20 protein-coding genes are annotated in these 23718 nt (G+C 60.9%); 6 read left to right on the plus strand and 14 right to left on the minus strand.

What is annotated here, in order from left to right:
- Positions 1–2: 2 nt before the first annotated feature.
- Positions 3–1745: a 2-isopropylmalate synthase gene (gene leuA / locus Q4P21_RS05060; protein ID WP_303387722.1), complete on the minus strand. Its 1743-nt coding sequence runs from the start codon at positions 1743–1745 to the stop codon at positions 3–5.
- Between the two features lie 266 nt (positions 1746–2011).
- Between leuA and Q4P21_RS05065 the strand changes: the two genes are divergently transcribed.
- Entirely contained in the window at positions 2012–3976 is a 1965-nt protein-coding gene (locus tag Q4P21_RS05065) for a M13 family metallopeptidase (RefSeq protein ID WP_303387723.1), read from the plus strand.
- Between the two features lie 111 nt (positions 3977–4087).
- Here the strand turns inward: Q4P21_RS05065 and Q4P21_RS05070 are convergent, their stop codons facing one another.
- The 5 genes from Q4P21_RS05070 to Q4P21_RS05090 form a co-directional block, all read right to left on the minus strand.
- Positions 4088–5533, minus strand: coding sequence for an LCP family protein (locus Q4P21_RS05070; protein WP_303387724.1), 1446 nt, complete (start codon positions 5531–5533; stop codon positions 4088–4090).
- Positions 5534–5819: 286 nt separating this feature from the next.
- Positions 5820–6785: a GTPase Era gene (gene era, locus Q4P21_RS05075; protein WP_303387725.1), complete on the minus strand. Its 966-nt coding sequence runs from the start codon at positions 6783–6785 to the stop codon at positions 5820–5822.
- Positions 6778–8163 carry a hemolysin family protein gene (locus Q4P21_RS05080; protein ID WP_303387726.1) on the minus strand — a complete coding sequence of 462 codons (1386 nt, stop codon included), beginning with the start codon at positions 8161–8163 and terminating at the stop codon, positions 6778–6780. The genes era and Q4P21_RS05080 overlap by 8 nt, the downstream gene beginning before the upstream one ends.
- A complete protein-coding gene (gene ybeY, locus Q4P21_RS05085; protein ID WP_303387727.1) occupies positions 8160–8633 on the minus strand; it encodes an rRNA maturation RNase YbeY in 474 nt (157 codons plus the stop codon). Before ybeY ends, Q4P21_RS05080 begins: the two co-directional genes overlap by 4 nt.
- Positions 8630–9703: a PhoH family protein gene (locus Q4P21_RS05090; protein ID WP_303387728.1), complete on the minus strand. Its 1074-nt coding sequence runs from the start codon at positions 9701–9703 to the stop codon at positions 8630–8632. The genes ybeY and Q4P21_RS05090 overlap by 4 nt, the downstream gene beginning before the upstream one ends.
- 345 nt (positions 9704–10048) lie before the next feature.
- Between Q4P21_RS05090 and Q4P21_RS05095 the strand changes: the two genes are divergently transcribed.
- Complete coding sequence (locus tag Q4P21_RS05095; RefSeq protein ID WP_303387729.1) at positions 10049–11056, plus strand: GerMN domain-containing protein; 1008 nt, start codon at positions 10049–10051, stop codon at positions 11054–11056.
- A 99-nt stretch (positions 11057–11155) separates the two neighbouring features.
- Here Q4P21_RS05095 and Q4P21_RS05100 read toward each other — a convergent pair whose 3' ends face one another.
- From Q4P21_RS05100 to hrcA, 3 genes are read right to left on the minus strand one after another with little or no spacing between them, the layout of a single operon-like run.
- On the minus strand, positions 11156–11965 hold the full coding sequence (locus Q4P21_RS05100; RefSeq protein ID WP_303387730.1) for a 16S rRNA (uracil(1498)-N(3))-methyltransferase: 810 nt from the start codon (positions 11963–11965) through the stop codon (positions 11156–11158).
- Between the two features lie 6 nt (positions 11966–11971).
- Positions 11972–13102: a molecular chaperone DnaJ gene (gene dnaJ / locus Q4P21_RS05105; protein WP_303387731.1), complete on the minus strand. Its 1131-nt coding sequence runs from the start codon at positions 13100–13102 to the stop codon at positions 11972–11974.
- Positions 13103–13136: 34 nt separating this feature from the next.
- Positions 13137–14150, minus strand: coding sequence for a heat-inducible transcriptional repressor HrcA (hrcA, locus tag Q4P21_RS05110; protein ID WP_303387732.1), 1014 nt, complete (start codon positions 14148–14150; stop codon positions 13137–13139).
- A gap of 239 nt (positions 14151–14389) precedes the next feature.
- Here hrcA and Q4P21_RS05115 point away from each other — a divergent pair, with 239 nt between their 5' ends.
- Both Q4P21_RS05115 and Q4P21_RS05120 read left to right on the plus strand, forming a co-directional pair.
- The gene (locus Q4P21_RS05115) at positions 14390–15238 is read left to right on the plus strand and encodes a DUF3097 domain-containing protein (protein ID WP_303387733.1); all 849 of its coding nucleotides are present in this window, start codon (positions 14390–14392) and stop codon (positions 15236–15238) included.
- A gap of 61 nt (positions 15239–15299) precedes the next feature.
- Complete coding sequence (locus tag Q4P21_RS05120; protein ID WP_303387734.1) at positions 15300–15692, plus strand: DUF4870 domain-containing protein; 393 nt, start codon at positions 15300–15302, stop codon at positions 15690–15692.
- A 121-nt stretch (positions 15693–15813) separates the two neighbouring features.
- Here Q4P21_RS05120 and hemW read toward each other — a convergent pair whose 3' ends face one another.
- Together hemW and lepA are read right to left on the minus strand one after the other, a co-directional pair.
- Entirely contained in the window at positions 15814–17043 is a 1230-nt protein-coding gene (gene hemW / locus Q4P21_RS05125; protein ID WP_303387735.1) for a radical SAM family heme chaperone HemW, read from the minus strand.
- Positions 17040–18896: a translation elongation factor 4 gene (gene lepA, locus Q4P21_RS05130; RefSeq protein ID WP_303387736.1), complete on the minus strand. Its 1857-nt coding sequence runs from the start codon at positions 18894–18896 to the stop codon at positions 17040–17042. Before lepA ends, hemW begins: the two co-directional genes overlap by 4 nt.
- A 241-nt stretch (positions 18897–19137) precedes the next feature.
- On the opposite strand from lepA, the gene Q4P21_RS05135 reads away from it, so the two are divergent.
- Positions 19138–19713, plus strand: coding sequence for a type II toxin-antitoxin system PemK/MazF family toxin (locus Q4P21_RS05135; RefSeq protein ID WP_303387737.1), 576 nt, complete (start codon positions 19138–19140; stop codon positions 19711–19713).
- A gap of 179 nt (positions 19714–19892) precedes the next feature.
- A complete protein-coding gene (gene rpsT, locus Q4P21_RS05140) occupies positions 19893–20153 on the plus strand; it encodes a 30S ribosomal protein S20 (protein WP_303387738.1) in 261 nt (86 codons plus the stop codon).
- A gap of 82 nt (positions 20154–20235) precedes the next feature.
- Here rpsT and holA read toward each other — a convergent pair whose 3' ends face one another.
- From holA to Q4P21_RS05155, 3 genes are all read right to left on the minus strand, one after another.
- Entirely contained in the window at positions 20236–21243 is a 1008-nt protein-coding gene (gene holA / locus Q4P21_RS05145) for a DNA polymerase III subunit delta (protein WP_303387739.1), read from the minus strand.
- 79 nt (positions 21244–21322) lie between these two features.
- Positions 21323–22897: a ComEC/Rec2 family competence protein gene (locus tag Q4P21_RS05150; RefSeq protein WP_303387740.1), complete on the minus strand. Its 1575-nt coding sequence runs from the start codon at positions 22895–22897 to the stop codon at positions 21323–21325.
- A 446-nt stretch (positions 22898–23343) separates the two neighbouring features.
- The coding region (locus tag Q4P21_RS05155; protein WP_303387741.1) for a ComEA family DNA-binding protein at positions 23344–23718 on the minus strand (375 nt) is incomplete at its 5' end.

The raw sequence follows: 23718 nt of genomic DNA on the forward strand, positions 1-23718 counted from the left end.
CGCTATGCTGCGCGTACGTCCCGGATGGCGCGGTTCACAGCGGAGATGACGGCCTTCAGCGAAGAAGTGGAGGTGTTGGAATCAATGCCCACACCCCACAGAACACGCTCGCCCACGGTGCATTCGACGAATGCTGCGGCACGTGCGTCGCCGCCTTCGGAGAGTGCGTGCTCGGAATAGTCAAGGACACGCACATCCATGCCGTCTTCAGCCAAGATGGCCAGCAGTGCCGCAATGGGGCCATTGCCGGTTCCGGTGCGGGTGTGCGCTTCCCCGTCAATGACGACCTTGGCGATCAGAGTCATCTCGCCTTCGTCGTCAGTGGAGGTCGTGAAGGATCCAATACGGTACCTCCCCCATTGGCCTTCAGCGCTTTCAGCCGGCAGGTATTCGTCCTTGAAGATGGTCCACAGCTCGGCTGCGCTGACTTCCCCGCCCACGGTGTCCGTCCGTTTTTGGATGACTCCGGAGAATTCGATTTGTGCCCGGCGTGGCAGGTCAAGGCTGTGCTCGTTCTTGAGCAGGTAGGCCACACCTCCCTTGCCGGACTGCGAGTTGACCCGGATGACTGCCTCGTAGCTGCGGCCTAGATCCTTCGGGTCCACCGGCAGGTACGGGACGTTCCAAGTGTGTTGTTCCACGGCGACGCCAGCTGCAGCCGCGTCAACCTCCATGGCCTCCAGCCCCTTCTTGATGGCGTCCTGGTGGGAGCCGGAGAAGGCGGTGAAGACAAGGTCGCCACCATACGGTGAACGCTCGGCCACGGGCAGCTGATTACAGTACTCAACGGTGCGGCGGACTTCATCAATGTCGGAGAAGTCGATCATGGGGTCGATGCCCTGGGTGAACATGTTCAGCCCCAGCGTGACCAGGTCCACATTGCCTGTACGTTCACCGTTGCCGAACAAGCAGCCCTCAATGCGGTCTGCGCCAGCCAGATAGCCCAGCTCTGCCGCAGCAACGCCGGTGCCGCGGTCGTTGTGCGGGTGCAGGGACAAAATGATGCCCTCGCGCGGATGCAGGTTGCGGCTCATCCACTCAATGGAGTCGGCGTAGACGTTCGGGGTGGCCATTTCCACCGTGGCCGGCAGGTTGATGATGACCTGATTGTCGGCGGAGGCTTCAAAAATATCCGCAATGGCGTTGCACACGCGCAGGGCGTACTCGGGCTCGGTGCCGGTGAAGGACTCCGGTGAGTATTCGTACGTGATCAGCGTGTCCGCCAGAGTTTCCTCAAACTTCTTGCACAGCCGGGCACCCTGCAGGGCAATATCAAGGATTCCGTCTTCGTCCTGGTTGAACACGACCCGGCGCTGCAGCACGGACGTGGAGTTGTACAAGTGCACGATGGCCTGCTTGGCACCGACCAAGGACTCGTAGGTCCGCTCAATCAGGTGCTCGCGGGCCTGGGTCAGGACCTGAATGGTGACATCGTCGGGAATGTGGCCACCCTCAACAAGCTGGCGGACGAAGTCAAAGTCGGTTTGTGAAGCTGACGGGAAGCCAACCTCAATTTCCTTGTAACCCATCTTCACCAGCAGCTGGAACATCTTCATCTTGCGGCCCGGGCTCATCGGGTCGATCAAGGCCTGGTTGCCGTCTCGCAGGTCTACGGCGCACCAGCGCGGAGCCTTTGTAACGATCTTGTCGGGCCAGGTACGGTCAGGCAGGCTGACGGAGATTTGATCCTGGAACGGCACGTAGCGGTGGACGGGCATGCCTGAGGGTTTTTGTGCATTTCGCATTGCAGATGACCTTAATGTTATTCAACGAGAAGAGAGGCCGGCCGGGCAACACAAACACCGCAGCGAGGGTGGCCATGGTCCGCGTGATCAGTTCAAGCGGTTCTAGGCCTCGCCGCGGCAGCTAAGAAGAAGCATTCCAGTGCGCACGTTTTTTACATTAGCACGGCACGTAGGATGATGGTGAACCAACTCACCTTGCCGCACTTGGCGAGGTGAGGGAACCACTGACCCACTGAAACTGACCCAATGAAGGGGAAGCGATTCACTTGACGCATTCCGGCATCAATCTCAATCACATCGACCCGAACACCAGGCCACAGGATGACTTGTTCGAGCATGTCAATGGCGGCTGGCTGGCGGCGGAGGTGATTCCGGCGGACCGGGCGTTGAGCGGATCCTTCACCGTTTTACGTGACAACTCCGAATCAGCTGTGCGGGACATCATTGAACACGCCGGAACGGAGTCGAAGAATGCCGGGGCTGACAGCCCGCAGCTGTCGGCAAAAATCGGTGCACTTTACGCCGACTTCATGGATGAAGCCGCCATTGAAGCCGCCGGCGCCACGCCGCTGGCGCAAAAGCTTGCCGCCATTGCGGCCGCGGATTCAATTCCAGCGCTGGTACAGCTCATGGGCGAGTTGGATCGCCAAGGCGGCAGCACCTTGTTTGGCGCCTATGTCAGCAACGACGCCGGCAATCCGGACCGCTCGCTGCTGCACCTTTTCCAGGCGGGCCTGGGATTGCCCGACGAGTCCTACTACCGTGAGGAAAAGTTCGCTTCCATCCGCGACGCTTACGTGGTGCATGTCCAGGGCATGCTTGAACTCGCAGGAGTTACTGACGCGGCAGCCAAGGCTGAACACATCATGACGCTGGAAACACAGATCGCTGCCACGCATTTGGACAAGGTGTCGTTGCGGGACCCACAGAAAACGTACAACTTGATGACCGCCCAGCAAACGCTGGAGTTGCTGCCCGAAGTGGGGATCTGGTTGGACGCGCTGGGCGTCACAGCAGCACAGCATGCTGAAATGGTGGTTGCAACGCCGGAGTTCTTCACGGGTCAGCAGGCACTCCTGATTCAGGACCGCTGCGCGGACTGGCAGGCCTGGCTTTCCCTGCGCACCATTTCGAGCTTGGCCCCGTACCTGTCAAAGGCCTTTGTCGAAGCGAACTTTGCGTTCTACGGCACCACGCTCAGCGGCACTCCGGCGATCCGGGACCGTTGGAAGCGCGGCGTCGCCTTGGTCGAGGGCGTGCTTGGCGAGGCGGTTGGGCAGCTTTATGTTGCCAAGCACTTCCCCGAGTCCCACAAGGCGCACATGGAGGAGCTGGTTGCCAACCTCATTGAGGCTTACCGCAGCAGCATTGCCGGGCTTGGCTGGATGAGTCTGGGCACCAAGGAGAAGGCGCTGGAAAAACTTGCGGCCTTCACCCCTAAAATTGGCTACCCGACCAAATGGCGTGACTACTCAAACCTTGAGATTGTTGCCGGCGAGCTTTTGGGCAACATTGAACGCAGCAACGCTTTTGAGCTTGCCCGGCAGTTGGCGAAGATCGGGGCACCCATAGACCGCGAAGAATGGCTCATGACCCCGCAGACGGTCAATGCCTACTACAACCCCACCATGAACGAGGTTGTGTTCCCGGCTGCGATCCTGCAACCACCGTTCTTTGACGCGGATGCGGATGACGCCGCCAACTATGGGGGTATCGGTGCTGTCATCGGGCATGAGATTGGGCATGGCTTTGACGATCAAGGTTCACAGTTCGACGGCAGCGGGGCATTGCGCAACTGGTGGAGTGATGCTGACCGGGAAGCCTTTGACAAGCTCACAGCCAAGTTGGTGGAGCAGTACAGTGCACTCTCCCCCACGGCTGCGCCCGGTGAGTTTGTCAATGGTGAGCTGACACTGGGTGAGAACATTGGTGACCTGGGCGGGCTGGCCATTGGATTCAAGGCGTACCAACTCAGCCTCAATGGTGCACAGTCGCCGGAGCTTGACGGACTCAGCGGTGCACAAAGGTTCTTCTTCTCGTGGGCTGAATGCTGGCGCACAAAGATCCGCCCCGAGGAGGCTCTGCGGCGTCTCGCAGTTGACCCGCACTCTCCTTCGGAGCTGCGCTGCAATGCCGTGGCCAGCAATCTTGACGCCTTCCACGACGCTTTTGGCACGACATCAACGGACGCCATGTGGCGTGAGCCGGGAGATCGCGTGAGCATCTGGTAACACCGGCACCAACCGACGCCACACCACAAAACAGGAAAGGGCGCCGCCGCAGCGAGAAATCACTGCGGCGGCGCCCTTTCCGGTGATTCGTGTAGCCCCGACTTCTTGCCTCTAGTACGTGTAGTAGAGCGGGTTGACGGTCAGGCATTCCCCGCCGTTGTCCGCTGTGCTCGCCACGATGTCCTTGGGCACCACGATCTTGCCGAACTCTGCCCCAGAGGTCCAGTCGGTACCCACCACCAGGCTCAGCCCATTGACGGTGGGGTCCGACACCACCGCAGTTGCGGGGAGCTTGAACAAAGCCGCAACATCTGCCGCAACGTCAGCCATGTTGGGCCCGTAGAGAAGCTGAGTTGTGGGTGCTGCCACAATATCCCCGGCTTGCCACGCATTGGTGAAGCCTGCTCCTGCGAGGGTTTGCAGCAACTGGACGCTGCGCCCCACCACGGCCGAGGCGTTGGCGACGCTGATGGGTTGCAACGCCTTGTCGTAGACGGAGACTGGCGGTGCAGGAGCCCACGGAACAGCAGTGGCCGGGGTGGTGACCGCACTGCCGCCGGGTTCACTTGCAGTGGGGGTGCTTGTGACGCCGGCTTTCGGCGTGGGTGGCCCCGTCAAGGATTTGTCGTGGCGCAGGGCGTCAAAGAACTGGCCAGCTTGTGGTTCCAGCAACTGCACCTTGTTCGGGTCCGCCGCATAGGGCTCATACGGGACGGTGACAAAGGAAATCTGGGCCAGATCAATTTTGGCCAGCCGCTTGGCAATGCCGATCATCGCCGGAATATTTGCCAGTCCGTCATCGATGGTGAGGTTTTTCGTGACAACCTCAGCCAAGTTGTAGAGCTTGGGCAAATTGGTCAGCGTGCCCTCGCTTTTGACCTTGCGGACCATGGAGCCCAGGAAGTACTGCTGGGCCTTGATGCGTTCAAGGTCGCTGGCGTCTCCAAAGGAGTGCCGGGTACGCAGGAATGCCAAGGCCTGCTCGCCCTGGACCAGACTCTTCCCGGCAGGCAGCACTAAATGTGAGCCGTCAAAGTCGTCCATGGCATGATCGACGCAGACCTCAACCCCGCCCAAGGCATTGGAGAGCTGCTTCACTGCAGTGAAGTCCGCGAGCATGAAATGGTCGATCTTCAGGCCCGTTATGTCGTTGATGGCGGCCACGGTGCAGCCCGGCCCCGCCTCAAGGGCCGCGTTGAGCTCGCCGCTGGCGAAACCCGGAACTACCTGGCCCGTCACGGAAGACTTGCAGTCAGGGATGGGCACCATCAAGTCCCGCGGAAAGCTCGTCACCGAGACGCGGCTGTTGTCGGCGGAAATGTCCATCAACAGCATGACGTCGGAATGTCCGGGCCCCGTCGAATCGTCGGCGGTGCCGTATTCACTGTTTTTACCGTCCCGGGTGTCGGTCCCCAAAATCAGGATCTGCAGCGAGCCGGTGTCCTCAACCTGCGGCTTGTCCGAGGACCCGTTTCCCACTCCAGCATTCAGCGGGGAGGTGGTGACATTGCTTTGCAGCTTGTAGAACAGCACACCGGCAGTGCCCAGGCTCAACACTAAGAGAACGGCAACCGAAAGTGCCGTGATGCGCAGCCAAAGGGGCGTGTGGCGGGACGATTTGAAATGCCGTCCGGCTGGTTCATCGTGCCTTTGGGACGAGTTCTCCTGGTTGAATGGAGAGCTGACTTTCCCAGGGTCGGCACGGCGGCGCCCCATAGACTAACCTTTCGAAGTGAATATTGACTCTCAAAAGTGTAGCGGCGAACACTGGGAACTCCCGCAATCACACCCAAAGTCCACTGGCCTGAGCTGTCAGTGGCGGCCCTGAAGGGCCGCCACTTTCCTAGAAGCCCAGTTTGACGAGCTGTTTGGGATCCCGCTGCCAGTCCTTGGCAACCTTCACATGCAGGTCCAAATAGATCTTTGTGCCCAAAAGCGCTTCGATCCCCTTGCGGGCGTTGGTTCCAACTTCGCGCAGCCGTGCCCCACCCTTGCCAATGATGATGGCTTTTTGTGAGGACCGCTCGACGTACAGGTTCACCCGCACATCAAGGAGCGGGTTGTCCTCGGCGCGGCCTTCCCTAGGCACAATTTCCTCCACTACAACAGCCAGGGAGTGTGGCAGCTCATCGCGGACACCTTCCAGCGCTGCCTCGCGAATAAGTTCGGCAACCATGACCGCTTCCGGCTCATCGGTCAGTTCCCCGTCCGGATAAAGGGCTGGAGAGAGGGGCAGGTAGTCGGCAAAGACCTTCGCCAGGGTTTCCACCTGAAAGTCCTCCACGGCAGAGACAGGCACGACGGCGGCAAATCCCCTTTCGCCGATGACTTCCCGTCCCAGCGCCTCGACTGCGATCAGCTGGTCCGTCACTGCCTGGCGGTCGACCGTATCGGTCTTGGTGACGATGGCCACGACCGGCTTGTTGCCCACCTGTCCCAGCTGGGTGGCAATGTAGCGGTCTCCGGGGCCGATCTTTTCATTGGCTGGCAGGCAGAACCCAATGACGTCCACTTCGGAGAGGGTGTCTGCGACGAGGTCGTTCAGGCGTTTGCCCAACAAGGTGCGTGGCCTGTGCAGCCCCGGTGTGTCGACCAGGACAAGCTGAAACGTCTCCCTGTGGACGATTCCACGAATAGTGTGGCGGGTGGTTTGCGGCTTGGCCGAGGTGATGGCGACCTTCTGGCCCACCAGCGCATTGGTCAGAGTTGACTTGCCGGCGTTGGGCCGTCCGGCAAGAACTGCAAAGCCTGCACGGAACCCCTCACCCTTGGCTTCAATCAGGCCTGACTTGCCTTTTGACTTATTCATGATCGCTCCTGTGGTGCTGTTGTGTGGGGTTGGCAGCGCCCGGCGTGCCGCCGTCGTGCTTCATGCCGGTAATTTTAGTGATCCCTGCATCCAGGGTGCGCAACTCCGTGTTGTCATTGTCTGCCGGTTCGACGGCGCTGGCAATGACATGGCTGACTCGGTTGCGGGAGGCTTCCATGCGCTCGACAAGCAGCAGGATGCCGTTGACCTCCACGGTGTTGCCCAGCGAAGGGATCTTTCCCAGGTGTTTGGCCATGAAGCCGCCCACGGTGTCCACCTCGTCATCATCCAGGTCCTTGTCGAATAGTTCGCCCAGCTCATCCACTGCCATGCGGGAGCGGATCCTGTAGCGGCCGTCGCCGAGGTCCTGTACATCGGGGGCGACAAGATCATATTCGTCGGCAATTTCGCCCACGATTTCCTCGATCAGGTCTTCGAGGGTGACCAGCCCGGCCGTGCCGCCGTACTCGTCGACAACAATGGCCATATGCGTGGATTCGCGCTGCAGTTCGTTCAACAGGTCATCAACGGGCTTGGATTCGGGCACATACCGAACGTTACGGGCCAGTTGAGCAGCGAGGGGCTGGTCTTCGCCGTCGGACAATCTGTGCAAAGTGGCCACAACGTCCTTGAGGTAGAGGATGCCAAGGATGTGGTCGGTGCTGCCCGCAATAACGGGGATCCGTGAATACCCTGAGCCCAGGAACACCTCCAGGGCTTCGTCAAGGGTGAGGATCTGGTCAATGCTGACGATGTCCGTGCGCGGCACCATCACGGCGCGCACCATGGTTTCGCCCAAGTCAAAGACGCTGTGGATGAGTTCAGCCTCGTTGTCCTCGATCATGTCCGATTCGCTGGCGCGATCAACAAATTCGCGGAACTCCTCCTCACTGACGAACGTCTCATCCCCGGCCGGGGCGTCCTTGGCCACCGCTGAACCGATCAGGATAAGCCAATCCGGGATGGGTCCGAGGATGCGGCACAAAAGTTGTATGAGCCAGGCGGAGCGGCCCACCAGCGTTCCTGAGTGGAGGCGACCCAAGCGCCGCGGGGAGACCCCCACCAGCATGAAACCGAGCAGCGCCATGACGACCGTGCCGATGAGGCCGGCAATCCACTCGTTGCCGATGAGGCCCACGAGGAAAATGGCGACGGCTACGGCGGCGGCCATTTCCGACCAGACACGCCAAAAACGCAAGGCATTCAGGTGGGTCTGTGGTTCGGCAAGGACTTTCTCAAGGGACCCGCCACGGCCGTGGTTGGCGACGGATTCCGCATCATGGCGGGGAAAGAAACTCAGCGCGGATTCGAGGGCGGCCATGAAGGCTGCCACGATCGTGAAGATGATCCCCACGATCGGCAGTGCAACAAGCGTCACTTCATTGTCTCCCGAGGGGCGTCCTTGCCCAGGAAACTGGAGAGCAGTTCGCGCTGAATGCCGAACATCTCTTCCTTTTCTTCAGGCTCCCCATGGTCATAACCCATCAGATGCAGCATGCCGTGGGTGGTGAGCAGCAGCAGTTCCTCTTCCATGGAGTGCCCCGCAGCTGCGGCTTGTTCCTGCGCGACGACGGGGCACAGGACAATGTCCCCCAACAGGCCGGCGGCGGTGGGCATGCCCGCCGTGCCCGGACGCAGTTCATCCATGGGGAAGGAGAGCACGTCGGTGGGACCGGGCTCGTCCATCCATTCGATGTGTAGCTTTTCCATGGTCTCCACATCGGACAAAATGACGGAGACTTCGGTCTGCGGGTGGATGAACATGGCAGCCAAGATGTGCTTGATGAGCCTGACAAGCTCTTCCTGGCGCACCTCCACGCCGGATTCGTTGTTGATTTCAATACTCATCGGGAGGTGCTTTCCTTGGGTGTGGTGGGGCCGGGATGGGCGTCGTCCCAGTCGTTGTAGGCGCTGACGATGGCCCCCACAAGGCGGTGGCGGACCACGTCCGTGGCGTCCAAAATAGCAAAGTGGATATCATCTACGTCCTGCAGAATTTCCCTGACCACCCGCAGCCCGGATTTAGTGCCGGTAGGCAGGTCGATCTGGGTGACGTCACCGGTAACGACGATCTTGGAACCAAAGCCCAGGCGGGTCAGGAACATCTTCATCTGTTCCGGTGTGGTGTTCTGCGCTTCATCAAGGATGATGAAGGCGTCATTGAGCGTCCGGCCGCGCATGTAAGCCAACGGCGCCACCTCGATCGTGCCGGCTGCCATGAGCCGCGGAATGGTTTCGGGGTCAAGCATCTCGTGCAGTGCATCATAGAGCGGGCGGAGGTACGGATCGATCTTGTCGCTCAGGGTCCCTGGTAGGAATCCCAACCGTTCCCCTGCCTCCACGGCAGGACGAGTGAGGATAATTCTGCTGACTTCCTTATGCTGCAAAGCCTGGACCGCCTTGGCCATGGCCAAGTAGGTCTTCCCTGTTCCAGCCGGGCCAATGCCGAACACCACCGTGTTGCGGTCAATGGAGTCGACGTAGTCCTTTTGGTTCGCTGTTTTAGGGCGAATGGTCCTGCCCCTGCTGGAAAGAATGTCGTAACTGAGGATTTCCACAACGGAGGAGTCCGGACGAGTTTTGAGCATGGAAACGAGCTGTTCCCACACGCTGGCATTCATGGTGCTGTTGCGGGCCACCATGCCACGGGCTTCCTCCATGAGGTGCATGATGCGTGGTACTACAGCGGCCGGGCCGGAAATTGAAAGAACATTGCCACGGGCTAGAAATTCCACGCCCGGGTACATGCCCTCAACTATGCGAAGTCCCTCGTCTTCTGCGCCCAAGGTAGCGACCATTTGATCCGAGGAGAGAAAATGCACAACTTCTGTGCGCGTGCCATCCATGGAGTGCGGGAATTGCTGCCCCGGCCCCTGGTCCGGATATGAATCATGGCGGTGCGCTGTTGTCTCGGTCATAAGTTCGGCCGTGCCGGCCTGAAATCGCTCCTCATATAGCCGGTGCCAACCACCGGGCTTGTGAATTTACTGCTTGATATTGATTCTAGTCCACCGCTCCGTTACTGCACTCAAATCCAGGTTTCGCTATGGGCGCATCTTTGCCCACACTGCGGAATTAGTGTTTCGATACGGTTTCAGTTCTCCCCCAGAGGCCACTTTTACGGGCATCTTCATATGGTGTTGTGCCAAGCTGAGTGTGTTCAAAGTCTTATGGGGGAAGCTTTGGGCAATCCTTGCAAATAGTTGCAGCAGGATTTTCCTGCGCACTGAACACTAGCCAGATTAGCGAGTACGTCTCCCTCCATGCCTGCCTTTAACCCCGCACCCACAGGACGCTTCCGCGCCTTTGCTGATGTGGCCCCCAAGGCACTTCGCGAGCGCAGAATCTTGCGCATGGTAGACAAAATAGCCATCGTTGGCCTTTCAGTTTCACTGACTCTTGTTGGCTGCACGGCACAAGGAGTTAACGGTGGCGACACCACCATGCCTACTATCAGTGCCACTACCAGCCTCGGCCTTGTGACCAGCGCTCCTTTGGAGACGGCCAGAGCATCGCAGACGCTCCCTGTGTACTGGCTTGGACGCAGCAGTGGCGATGTGTACTTATACCGCGAGTTCTTCCCCACCCAGTCCATGGACGATCCCATTGCGACCGCACTGCGCACCATGATGGACACAAAACCAAAAGACCCCGACTATTTCACCCTGTGGAACAGTCCCTCACGGCTGGGCGCCTCAGTATCTGCCAAAAACGTCATCACAGTTGATGTGTCTGCGGACGCGTTTGGGCAGAAAGTTGATCAGGGCATTGCCAGCCGTTCCATAGATCAGCTGGTGTACACGGCAACCGCAGCTGCAGCCATGGCCGGCCTGGTCGACACCCGCACCACCATTCAGGTCTCTATCCTTGTGGACGGACACACCGGCTACAACGCGTTTGGCCATGTTCTGCTTGACAAGCCGATAACACGCGATGCCGCGTTTGTGGCACCTGTGTGGATCATTGACCCGGCCAACAATTCCACATACAACGAGGTGCCATTGAAGGTTGTGGGGCAGGGCGTCTCCCCCACCGGAGAGCTGGCGTGGTCGCTGGAAACGATGGTCGATGGGACGGCCAAGAAGCAATTCTCCAACGGCACCGTCACCATCCCGCAGGGACCCAATGAATTGGGCGAGTTCACCTTCAGTCTGGTTACACCGCCCGGCACGTACCAGCTGTCCGTCTACATCACCGATGCATCCATACCGGATAAGAAGATCGGTCTTGACACAAAGATCGTGACCATCAGCGAACGCAGTAAGAAGTAACCCGGCAAATAGTTAGCCAGCGAAAAATAGCGAAGCAACATTCGGTGGTGACACGCCCGCCGGCGCACCAGTGTGTACTTCAGGTCACCTCGGTGTGCACTACCAACGCCCCAGCTCTTGGCTGAGAACTACCACGGCGGCCGGCCCGGCAGTTGACGAGCGCAGCACATGGTGGCCCAACAGCGCCGTGCGTGCACCTGCTGCAACAAATGCCGCCACTTCAGCAGTACTCATGCCGCCTTCCGGCCCCACAATCATGACGATGCTTCCTGCTGGCGGGCCGGCCGTCTTTCCAGCTTGCGCAGCTTCCCCTTCGTGCGCACCCTGCTGGGCCGCGAACCAGCTGCGAGCAACCTCCGCCACGCTATCGGTGGCGTCTTCGTGCAAAATCAAGGCCAGACCGGCGCCTGCAATAAGCTCGCACACCTGTGCGGTGCCAGCCAAAGAACTCACCTGCGGGATGGTGGAGCGCCGTGCTTGTTTCGCAGCGGCGCCCACCACTTGACGCCACTTCTCCGGACCCTTGAGTGCCTTGTCCATCTTCCATCTCACAATGGAGCGCTCAGCTTGCCATGGGACTACCGTGTCAATGCCGAGTTCGGTGGCTGTCTCGATGGCCAGCTCATCCCTGTCCCCTTTGGCCAGCGCCTGAACCAACGTGAAGGAGATGGCGGGCGACGGTTCCTGGTGCACACTCTCCACACGCACCGTCAACACACCCTTGCCAGCACTGGTGACGGTGCATACAAGACGCACGCCTGCGCCGTCGCACATGTCCACCGGTTCTCCCGGCTCCAACCGCTTCACCGTGGTGGCATGGCGCCCCTCGGCGCCGTCAAGGGTAAACAGCGAGCCAGGGCCAAGCCCAGCCAGCTGCTGAGGGGTTGCGTAGAAAACGGGGTTGCTCATGCTCGCCTAGAGGTTGCCGAGCTTGTCACGCAGCCTGGCGAACATGCCGCCGCTGCTGACCAGCTTGCCCTCCGTGAACGCCTCCCCGCGCAGCGCAGCCAGTTGCTTGAGCAGTTCCTCTTGGGCGGCGTCTGGCTTGGTCGGTGTTTCCACATGGACGTGCACCTTGAGGTCTCCACGTCCGTAGCCGCGCAGGTGCGTGACTCCCAGGTTGCGCAAGTTGATGATTTCCCCAGCCTGCGTTCCTGGTTTGATGCTGATGGGCTGCTCGCCGTCGAATGTCTCAAAGGTAAGTTCGGTGCCCAGTGCCGCCGCTGTCATGGGCACGCTGAGTGTTGCGTGCAGGTCGTCGCCTTCGCGCAGGAACGAGGGGTCGTTGTTGACCTTCATTTCCACATACAGATCACCGGCGGGGCCACCGGCGGGGCCGGCCTCACCCTGTCCACCCAGTTGGATGCGGGTGCCAGTGCTGACGCCCGCAGGGACCTTGATGGTGAGCGTACGCCGGTTGCGAATGCGGCCTTCGCCCATGCACTCATTGCAAGGGTCCACAATCATGGTGCCGAACCCCTGGCACGAGTTGCAGGTGGCCAAGGTCATGACGTTGCCCAGGATGGAACGCATGGGGCGTTGGATTTGACCGCTGCCATGGCAAACATCGCAAGTAGTGGGCGAGGTACCCGGACGGCAGCAACTGCCATCACACGTGGGGCAGGTGATGGCCGTGTCGATTTCGAGCTTCTTATTAACGCCGAACACGGCTTCGGACAAATCGATGCGGACCGTGATGAGTGCGTCCTGGCCGCGACGTGTGCGCGACGCCGGGCCACGTCCGCCACCACCGCCGCCTCCGCCGAAGAACGTCTCGAAGATGTCCTGGAACGCGAAGCCCTGCCCGTCAAAGTTTCCGGCACCGTTGTCGTTGCCATTCTCATTACCGGTGGTGTCGTAGATGCGGCGTTTTTGCGGGTCTGAAAGGACTTCGTAGGCGTGCGTGACAGCCTTGAAACGGTCTTGGGCGTCCGGCGCCTCATTGACGTCCGGGTGCAGCTTACGCGCAAGTTTGCGGTAAGCCTTCTTGATTTCCTCGGCTGTGGCGTCGCGGGAGACGCCCAATGCGTCGTAATGGTTGCTCAAAATGTTGCTCTCTTTACGTGGAAACGGTGGCCGGCTAGCCGGCCAGAATTCTGGAAAGGTACTGCGCTACTGCACGCACGCTTGACATGGTGTTGGGGTAGTCCATACGGGTGGGACCCACGACACCCAGCTTGGCGCTCTCGCCGGGGCCATAGCCGGCGGCCACAACAGAGGCCTCGGCTAGGGAGTCATGGGGATTTTCGCGCCCTATCACCACTGCCATCCCCAAGGAGTCCTGCGCCATGGCTTCCAGGAGGCGCAACAGCACCACCTGTTCCTCAAGGGCGTCAAGGACGGGGCCGATGCTCAATGGAAAATCATTGTTGGACCGGGCCAAATTGGCCGTGCCAGCCATGACGATCCGGTCTTCGCGGGCATTGGTGGCCAGCAATGCCAACCCTTGGGCGAGCCGGGACGCCGGTCCCTGATAGGCCGGCGAAACGGTGGGTGGAACCTTGGCGGCTGCTTCGGCCAACGTGGCCACGGCCAGACCGTTCAGGGCCGCCAAAAACACCTGCCGCAAGCCTGCCAACGTGACATCATCAATGGCCGCACCAATATCGATCACGTTTTGCTCCACCTTGCCCGATGCCAGGATCAGCACCACAAGGACTTGGCGTGCAGCCAAGGAAACAAACTCAATATGGCGCACCGTCGCAGCAGCGGAACGCGGGTACTGCACGACGGCGACCTGATTGGTCAGGTGCGCCAGTGCCCGCACCGTGCGCTCAAGAACGTCATCCAAATCGGAAGAACCCTCAAGCAGGGCGGAGATGGCGCGCCGCTCTGCGGCCGAAAGCGGTTTCACCGAAGAGAGCTGATCAACAAAAAGCCGGTAGCCCTTGTCGGTGGGGATTCGTCCGGAGCTGGTGTGCGGGGCCATGATGAGCCCCTCTTCCTCCAGCGCCGCCATGTCGTTGCGGATAGTGGCGCTGGAAACACCCAGATGATGACGGTCGACCAATGCCTTCGAACCGACCGGTTCGCGGGTGTGGACATAGTCTTCAACGATTGCCCGAAGGACTTCCAACTTCCTCGGTTCGCTCATGCCCGCCACCTCCTGTCATTGCCACTCATCTCACCACTGATATTGTGTGGGCCCACAACGATTCCACCGTTAGCACTCTACCCAACCAAGTGCTAAGTCTAATACTTTTTCAGCAACGCTCCCATGACGGCTCGACCCTGCAATGCCGTCCGACACACCGCACCACGGGCTAACATGGTTTTTTACCCTGCAGCGTTCGCTTTGAGCGTTGCCGCCAGCAGCAAAAGTCAGGTTTACACGTGCACTTCAACCAGTGGGGCCCCCAGGATCTCAGCGCGCCGCCGGAACGGATCATCCGCAAGATCGAAGCCCGCTCCGGTGTGGTCGTGGAGGACGTTGCAACCGGGTGGGTGGGCGCCGTCGTCCGTCTTGAAAAATCCGGCGGGATGCACATTGTCGAGCTTGCCGACCGACGTGAAAAGGTCCGTGCCTTCCCGCTGGGGCCCGGTTTTCTGCTTGACGGAGAGCCTGTGGAACTCGTCGCACCCGCAACCACTGCCGTGCGCAAGGCGGCGCGGACAGCTTCCGGCTCAGTCAAGGTGGCCGACTCCAGGGCCAAGGTTGCCAAGGCCAGCCGTATTTGGGTCGAGGGAAAGCACGACGCCGAACTCGTCGAGAAGGTGTGGGGCGACGATCTGCGGGTCGAAGGGATTGTGGTTGAACCACTGCGCGGCATTGACGACCTGACCGCCGCCGTGGCCGCCTTTTCCCCCGGCCCCAACCGGCGACTCGGCATCCTCGTGGACCACTTGGTACCCGGCTCCAAGGAAACACGCATTGTGGCAAATCTCATGAAAACCCCTGGCATCAGCAACAACGTTCTGGTGGTGGGCCACCCCTACGTCGACGTGTGGCAGGCCATCAAACCTTCCACTCTGGGCATAGCTGCATGGCCTTCCATTCCGCGCTCCATGGAGTGGAAGCAGGGCATCCTGCAAGCCTTCGGATGGCCGCACACCACGGCCGAAGACATCGGACTGGGCTGGCAGAGATTGCTGTCCCGAGTCAATTCCTACGCCGACCTTGAACCTTCATTACTGGGGCGCGTCGAAGAAGTCATAGATTTCCTCACAGCACCCGTATCCTAGAGGAGGGTCGGCTTGTCCACCCCACTCCCCCTCTTGTTGCTTTGTTGAAAGGCCCCTCATTGTGAGTCATCCGGTAAACCAAATGAATGGTGCTCCGCTGCCGCCGCTCACCCCGTCAGAAGACAAACAGTGGGCGTTCATTTCCCACTGCGGTGGAATCCTTGGCTGCGTTCCCGCATTTTTGGTCTACAAGTTCTTGGGACCCCGTGGCCGCTTCACCGCACAGGAGTCATTGGAAGCACTCAACTTCACGCTGCCCCCGACCATTGTTGCCGTGGCATTGAACCTCGTTGCATTCGTGTTTGTCTTCATCAACCCGGACATCGGAACGGTGTTTTCCATGTTGGCTTTGCTCGTGTGGACGTTTCTCACGATTTTCTCCGTCATTGCCGCCATCCAGGTCAATAAGGGCCAGCCTTACCGCTACGTGCTGAACCTGCGCGTGATTAAATAGCTTCTGCTGCGGTGGATTAGCCTGCAGAAGCCGGCCCCCACCATCCATATGACAGCTGATGCGGGTGAATGAGGCCCACACCCGCATCACCTGCCATACACATCACTTACAAGAGCCTCACCTAGGGCAGGAGTGCCCTAGTCACAGCGTCGCCGAGCAGACGGCCTTTCAGAGTGAGCACAAGTTTCCCGGCGAATGCCTTCAAGGGGTCGATCAGCCCTTCGGCGATCAGCCCCGCCACTGCGTGACGTCCGGCAGGGCCAAGGGAGGCAATGGACAGACCCTCAGACAGCCGTGACACCAGCATGATGCGTTCAAGTTCGCGGGTGTCCGCGTCCAGCGTTTCACGGCCCGCGGCAGGGGATTCACCTTTGTCCAGCCTGTTCGCATATGCCGTGGGGTGCTTGACGTTCCACCAACGCACCCCACCCATGTGGGAGTGCGCACCGGGGCCGATCCCCCACCAGTCGTCACCGCGCCAATAGGCACGGTTGTGCTGGCAGGCATCCGCCGGGGTTCGGGACCAATTGCTGACCTCGTACCAGGACAGGCCGGCTGCCTGGAACAGTGCGTCGGCAAGTTCATACTTGACGGCGTGGTCGTCGTCGTCGATGTTGGGAACCTGACCCCGACGAATTTGGGCAGCGAGCTTGGTTCCTTCTTCCACGATGAGCGAGTAGGCGGAAATGTGGTCGGGTTCATAGCTTAGCGCCGTGCGCACCGACGTTTCCCAATCGGCCAGTGACTCCCCCGGTGTTCCGTAGATCAAGTCGACGCTCACGTTCAGGCCCACCTCGCGCGCCCAGGCCACAGCCTGCGGGACGCGCTCAGGCTTGTGGGTTCGGTCCAGCACCTTCAAAACGTGCGGTACGGCCGATTGCATCCCGAAGGACACGCGGGTGAACCCGCCGTCGTGGAGTTCCTGCAGCGACTCAAGTGTGACGGAGTCGGGGTTGGCTTCGGTGGTAACCTCGGCCCCTGCTTCGATGCCCCATTGCCCGACGGCGGCACCCAGGATACGGGTGAGGTCACCGGCAGGCAGTAGCGTGGGCGTTCCGCCACCAAAGAAGACGGTACTGAGCTTGCGCTCCGGCAGCCCGGAAGCCGCCATGGCGCGGGCTGCAAATTCCACCTCGCGCACCGCGGTTGACGCGTAGGCATCCTGGGAGGCGCCACCACCAAGCTCGGTGGCCGTGTACGTGTTGAAGTCGCAGTAGCCGCACCGCACCGCACAAAACGGGATGTGGGCGTACAAGCTGAATTTTCGGCTCGCCGCACCGACGGCAGCCTGCGCGGGCAGGATGCCGTCGGCCGGGGCCGGATCGCCCAGGGGCAGAACGCTGGGTGTCACTTCTTCGACTTGTCCTTGGAGGATTCGTCGGTGGTCAAGGCTGCGATGAATGCTTCCTGGGGAACCTCCACGCGGCCCACCATCTTCATGCGCTTCTTGCCTTCCTTCTGCTTTTCCAGCAACTTGCGCTTACGCGAAATATCGCCGCCATAGCACTTGGCAAGCACATCCTTGCGGATGGCCCTGATGCTCTCGCGGGCGATGATGCGTGCGCCGATGGCTGCCTGGATGGGCACCTCGAACTGCTGGCGCGGGATGAGATTGCGCAGCTTGCCGGTCATCATGACGCCATAGGCGTACGCCTTGTCACGGTGCGTGATGGCGCTGAAGGCATCGACCTGCTCGCCCTGGAGCAGGATGTCCACCTTGACAAGGTCGGCAACCTGGTCGCCGTCGGCCTTCCAGTCCAGCGAACCGTAGCCGCGCGTCTTGGACTTGAGGATGTCGAAGAAGTCAAAGACGATCTCGGCCAGGGGCAGGCGGTAGCGGATCTCCACGCGGTCCTCGGAAAGGTAGTCCATGCCGCCAAGAATGCCGCGGCGGGACTGGCACAGTTCCATGATGGCGCCGACGAATTCCGACGGCGCCAAGATGGTGGCGGAGACCATGGGCTCGCGGACCTCGGCAATTTTCCCGCTCGGGTATTCGCTGGGGTTCGTGACGTGGATGACCTTCTTGTCCTCGAGCGTGACCTCGTACTCCACGTTCGGGGCGGTGGAGATCAAGTCAAGGTTGTGCTCGCGTTCAAGGCGTTCACGGGTGATTTCCAGGTGCAACAGGCCGAGGAAGCCGACGCGGAAGCCGAAGCCCAGTGCGGCGGACGACTCGGGCTCGTAGACCAGTGCGGCGTCGTTGAGCATGAGCTTTTCCAGGGCGTCGCGCAACACCGGGTAGTCGGCGCCGTCGAGCGGGTACAGGCCGGAGAACACCATGGGCTTGGCGTCCTGGTAGCCGCCCAGTGACTCGGTGGCAGGCTTGTGGAACGTGGTGACGGTGTCACCCACCTTGGACTGGCGGACATCCTTCACACCGGTGATCAGGTAGCCGACCTCGCCAACACCCAATCCCTTGGAGGGTGTGGGCTCAGGGGAGCTGACACCGATTTCCAGGAGTTCGTGGGTGGCGCGGGTGGACATCATTTGGATCTTCTCGCGCGGACTCAAGCTGCCGTCGATGACGCGGACGTACGTGACAACACCTCGGTAGGTGTCGTAGACGGAGTCGAAGATCATGGCGCGTGCAGGAGCATTGGGGTCGCCCACGGGTGGCGGCAATTCCCGCACAATCTGGTCCAGCAGTGCTTCCACGCCTACGCCGGTCTTGCCTGAGACCATCAGGACGTCCTCCGGCTTGCCACCGATGAGGTTGGCCAGCTCGGCTGCGTACTTTTCCGGCTGCGCGGACGGCAGGTCGATCTTGTTCAGCACCGGGATGATGGTCAGATTGTTTTCCATGGCCAGGTACAGGTTCGCCAGCGTCTGGGCCTCGATGCCCTGGGCTGCGTCGACGAGCAGGATGGCGCCCTCGCACGCCGCAAGCGAACGCGAAACCTCGTAGGTGAAGTCCACGTGGCCCGGGGTATCGATCATGTTCAGGCAGTAGGCGGTACCATCAACTTCCCAGGGAATGCGCACGGCCTGGGACTTGATGGTGATGCCACGCTCACGCTCAATGTCCATACGGTCAAGATATTGTGCCTTCATGTCACGCTGCTGAACCACTCCGGTGAGCTGGAGCATCCGATCGGCCAGGGTCGATTTACCGTGGTCGATGTGCGCGATGATGCAGAAGTTCCTGATGATCGCCGGATCGGTAGCGGCGGGCACCGGGGCAGTGCGGGCCATGGGTGACACTAGGGTTCCTTACTGTTGCGTGGACGCAGGGATAGCGGTGGATTCACCGAACCGTGCAGGGGTCGTGCCCGCGCGCCTGGCGCCGGACACTCATTGCCAACAAGTGTCCCACGTTTAGGCTCCACGCACAGAACCGACGAGCCGAACCTCACCTCCGGCAACCCCGGTTCCAACCATGGACGGTAAGGGCCTGCCGGAGCACACACCCTGGACCAGGCGTGCTTTCGCTAGTGTAGATTCCATGCCATCCACATCAGAGAGCATCTTTAAGCTTCTACGTTCACTTGCCGGCTCGCTGCTTCGGCCCGCCAAGAGCGCGCCGCCGCGGACCAGACAGGGTGCCAAGCCCAGCGCAAGGCAGGCACCGCACCTGGTCAAGGCTCCGACGTCGAACGGGTCCTTTACCGGGCTCAGCACCCCCTACCCAGGGGATTTCCACGGAAGCTCCACCGTCGACTACTCCCCAGAGCCCAATGGCGCTGCCGACCCGGGGGAAATCGTGTGGACTTGGGTGCCGTATGAAGAGGACTACAGCCAGGGCAAGGATAGGCCGGTGCTGGTGGTGGGACGCTCCGGCAAGCGCCTGCTGGCCCTCATGCTGACAAGCAAGGACCACAGCAACGACCACCGCGGTGACAACGACTACATCGACATTGGCACCGGTTCCTGGGACAGGCAGGGACGTCCCAGTGAAGTGAAACTGGACAGGATTGTGCAGGTCTCCCCAGCAGACATGCGCCGCGAGGGTGCCATCCTGGACGCCAAGCGATTTGCCATGGTGGCCAAGGGGCTGAAACAACGGCACGGCTGGAAGTAGGGCCGCCGTTGGAGTCCAGGCAAATCTGCTAAACTCTTCACAGTGCGTGTCCGTGCAGGTCGGCGGTCACAACAGCTTGACCTGACGTTCACCATAATTCGAGCATCCCCACGCCGCTGTCAACGGTCAAGCTACGCCCTCTACGACCGAATTTACGTACCAAAAGAGAGTTATACAACGTGGCTAATATCAAGTCCCAGAAGAAGCGCATCCTGACCAACGAGAAGGCGCGCCAGCGCAACCTCGCAGTACGGTCGGAAGTCAAGACCGCTATCCGTGCAGTAAACACGGCAGTGGCCAAGGCTGACAAGGATGCAGCAACGGTTGCATTGGTGAATGCAGGCCGCAAGCTGGACAAGGCTGTCAGCAAGGGCGTTTTGCACGCCAACAATGCTGCCAACCGCAAGTCGGCCATCTCCAAGAAGGTTAACGCCCTCTAAGGGAAGCTGACCCGCTTCGCAACTTCAACGAAGGACCCCCACCGCTTGGTGGGGGTCCTTCGTAGTTAACACAGGGTTGTGGCTAGCGTTTGGCTTCAGTTGCGATCACCATGACGGCGTGTTCCACCGCATAAACGGGGTCCTTGGCTTCACCCTTGACCTGGGCGTCCGCTTCGGCGAGGACCTTGATGGCGGTGGCAAGGGCCGCCGGGTTCCAATGCGCGGCATCACGCCTGGCCGAATCCACCTGCCACGGGCTCATGCCCAGGTCCCGGGCCAGTTGTGCTGAACTGCCACGCACCCCATGAACTTTGGCAACTTGGCGCACCTTCATCGCCAACGCACCAACCAGCGGAACCGGATCCACTCCCGTAGCCAAGGCATGCCGGAGTGTGGAAAGTGCAACGGGAGCGTTGCCGGCCAGAGCGGCATCAGCCACGCGGAAGGCTGTGGCCTCCACCCGGCCGCCATAATATTTATCCACCATGTCGGTGCTGACCATGCCGGAGGTGTCGGCTATGAGCTGCGAGCAGGCGGCGGCCAGCTCGGACAGGCTTGCCCCCACCGCCGCCACGAGGGCGCGCACTGCTTCGGCGTCGATCCGACGCCTCGCCAGGGAAAATTCGGTGCTGACAAACTGCATTTTTTCGTTGTCTTTTTTGAAAGGTTGGCATTCTATGCGTGGAGCACCGAGGGCCTTGAGGGCGTCAAGGAGCTTCTTGCCGCGCGTGCCGCCTGCATGGACAAGCAACAGAGTGACCTCTGGGGCCGGATCCTTGATGTAGGCCAGCGCATCCTGCAGGAAGTCATCGCTCATGGCTGCCAGAGCTGACACTTCTATCAACTTCGGTTCGCTGAACAAGGACGGACTCGCCACCATGCCCAGCCTGCCGGCCGTGTAGTGGGCGGCGTCGAGGGACGTCGTTTCCAACTCAGAGTTGTGGGCACGTAATTTCCTGCGGACGTCATCGGTGGCACGGCTGGCTATGAAGTCCTCCGGACCGAAGAGCAGGATGACGGGCGCCAACGGCACATCGCGCCAGTCAGCACCTCCCGGGCCCCGTGGGGCTGTTCTGGCTGCCGGTGTCACTTCACCATTCCTGTCCACTCATTGTTCACAGCCTCTACTTTGCCACCCCCACCGCTCTTTCCCACAAACCGTGTTCCTGTCACAGGCTCAGGAATGCCTTGGTCCACCACCCGGCAACTGCGGCCCCAACAACTGCCATCGCAGCAAACCCGAACCGGACGCGCCACCACGCCGGGATCCACTCCAGCACGGCTGCTGCCGCTTTGGCCGTCCGCTCCCGCTCGACGACAACAAAAAGGGTGCCCAGCACCGCGACGTTCAGGCACGCCATGAGTACCACGCCCTGGACACCGGCGGGCCACGGCAGGCTTGAGGCCGGAAGGGCGGACATCCACCGCGCCACCACGGCCACCCACCACGCCCCGGCCCCGCTGACAGCTGCGCACAACGCAGCCAGCGGCGGCAGCACGGAAGCTGCCACCAAACCCAACGTGCCAACCGTCGTCACGAGCGCCACTACAGGGGCGGCCGCCATATTGGCCGCAATGGCATACGGAGTAAGCCTTGCCTGCAGCAGCACAATCACGGGTGCGCAAAACAATTGGGCGGACAAAGGAATGGCCACCGCCTGAGCCAGCCATAACGGCAACAACACCGACAACCACTGCGCGCAGCGCCGGCCCACCAGGTGCAGGCCCACGGTCGCCAGAACCGAAAGAATAAACGCATAGTCCACGGCAAGCCATGGATCGGCGAGCAGCAGCACAATGACGGACACCGACAGAAGCGCTCCAGTGTGTTTGGGCCGGCCGCCCAACATCGCCATGGCACCGATAGCGCCCATGACCGCGGCCCGCAGCACGCTGGGGTCTGGCCCTACTAGCACCACGAAACCCACCAGTCCGGATCCTGAAACGGCAAATGCCACCAGCCGCGGCGCGTGCAGTGACCGCAGGATTAGCATCAAGGAGGCCAGAACCAGTGTGCAGTTTGCTCCGGACACTGCTGTCAGGTGCGTCAAACCCACTGTTTTCATGGCATCGTTGAGCCCGCTGCCCATGCCACTTCGTTCTCCCATGACCATTCCGGGGAGCAGGCCTGCCGTGTCCGGGGACCTGCTGGCCCAGACCGCCTCGACGCTGGCCTGCCACGCCTTGCGCATGGACGTCACCACGGCTCGAGTGCCATTCTCCCCTCCCTTGTCTTTTGCCACCCTGGATGTCGGTGCGACGGACGACTGTGAGTTGGGTGGCTGTGAGTTGGGTGTCACTGCGTTGTAGTGGAAAGCCGAGGGCGCAACCGGATCCGTGCCCGGGTGGAGAATGCCCGCTACCCTGTCACTGGCCTCCGCCATGATGATCTTTCCAGCTGTCCATGCCTTTTCCCCTGTCTGCAGCCCTGCCCACGCCTCTCCTGCCATCACCCTGATTGGCAACCGCCCACTCAGCATCCGGCCCCGGACTGTGGCATGAACGACGAACGCGTCGAACAGTACCCGCGGCGGACCGTTTCCTCCCTCCAGCTGCCGTGGTGATGTTGCCACCTCCAGAGTCAGGGCCATTTCCTCCCCTTGGATCACGGCCAGTTCCAACTGTGATGACCCCGTGCTGGCATTGTGCAAGCCGACAGCCAACAACACGCCCAGCAAACTAATACAGGCCAGCAGCGCCGTGGCACCCGCGCCGGCTGGCAGCTGGTGTCGACGCCCCTGCACTCGACGCCCCTGTAGTAGACACCCCTGTTCTTGGCGCCATTGTGAGTGTCGTCGTAAATGTCGTCGTGAACGCAGCCATGTAAAGGCGATGCCGGTTGCGCCCAGCAGTGCAGCTCCCAAGACCACCGATACGGTTTGGACCGTGTATGCAGGCCAGGCTATGGCTGCAGCGGCTATGGCCCATGCAGCAACAACAGATGGCAGCAGCCTGACGTCAGGCCGCTGGTACTCCGCACGTTCCAGACGTCCTTGCGAAGATGCGGCAAGGCGGCCACGAAGAACTCCCACCTGTTGGCGCAGCCTGCCCATATGTTGCGGAATGGGGACTTCGGCTGCTCCGTTGCCAGCATTGCCCCCTGGGTCCACCCCCGTGGGGGACTCTTCATGAACATCAGCCCCGCTAACAGCCGCACGTGTAAAACGCGACCACCGGGGTTCACGGATCCTCACCGCGCCACCACAAGCTCCCGCAGACCCGCGAGCATCTTCGTACCAATGCCGTTCACAGCATCCAAAGCGTCTACGGAAGGGTAGGGGCCGTGCTCATGGCGCCACGCCACAATCCGCTCCGCCAGAACCGGGCCGACTCCGGGCAGTGTTTCCAGTTCGGACTGGGAAGCCGTATTCAGGTTGAGCGGTCCCACCGAGCCAGCCTGTCCACTCCCCTGTCCACTGCCCGAGGCCACGTTTGCTGCATCCCCCGGCCCCGGCACGCCATGGCCCGGATACATGTTCATGGCCGCAGCCTGTTCCACGGTGGGCACCAGAATCTGCAGCCCATCACTCAGTGGTGCGGCCAGGTTCAGAGCCGCCAGCTCCGC

Source organism: Arthrobacter sp. (assembly GCF_030540645.1).
Lineage (GTDB): Bacteria > Actinomycetota > Actinomycetes > Actinomycetales > Micrococcaceae > Specibacter.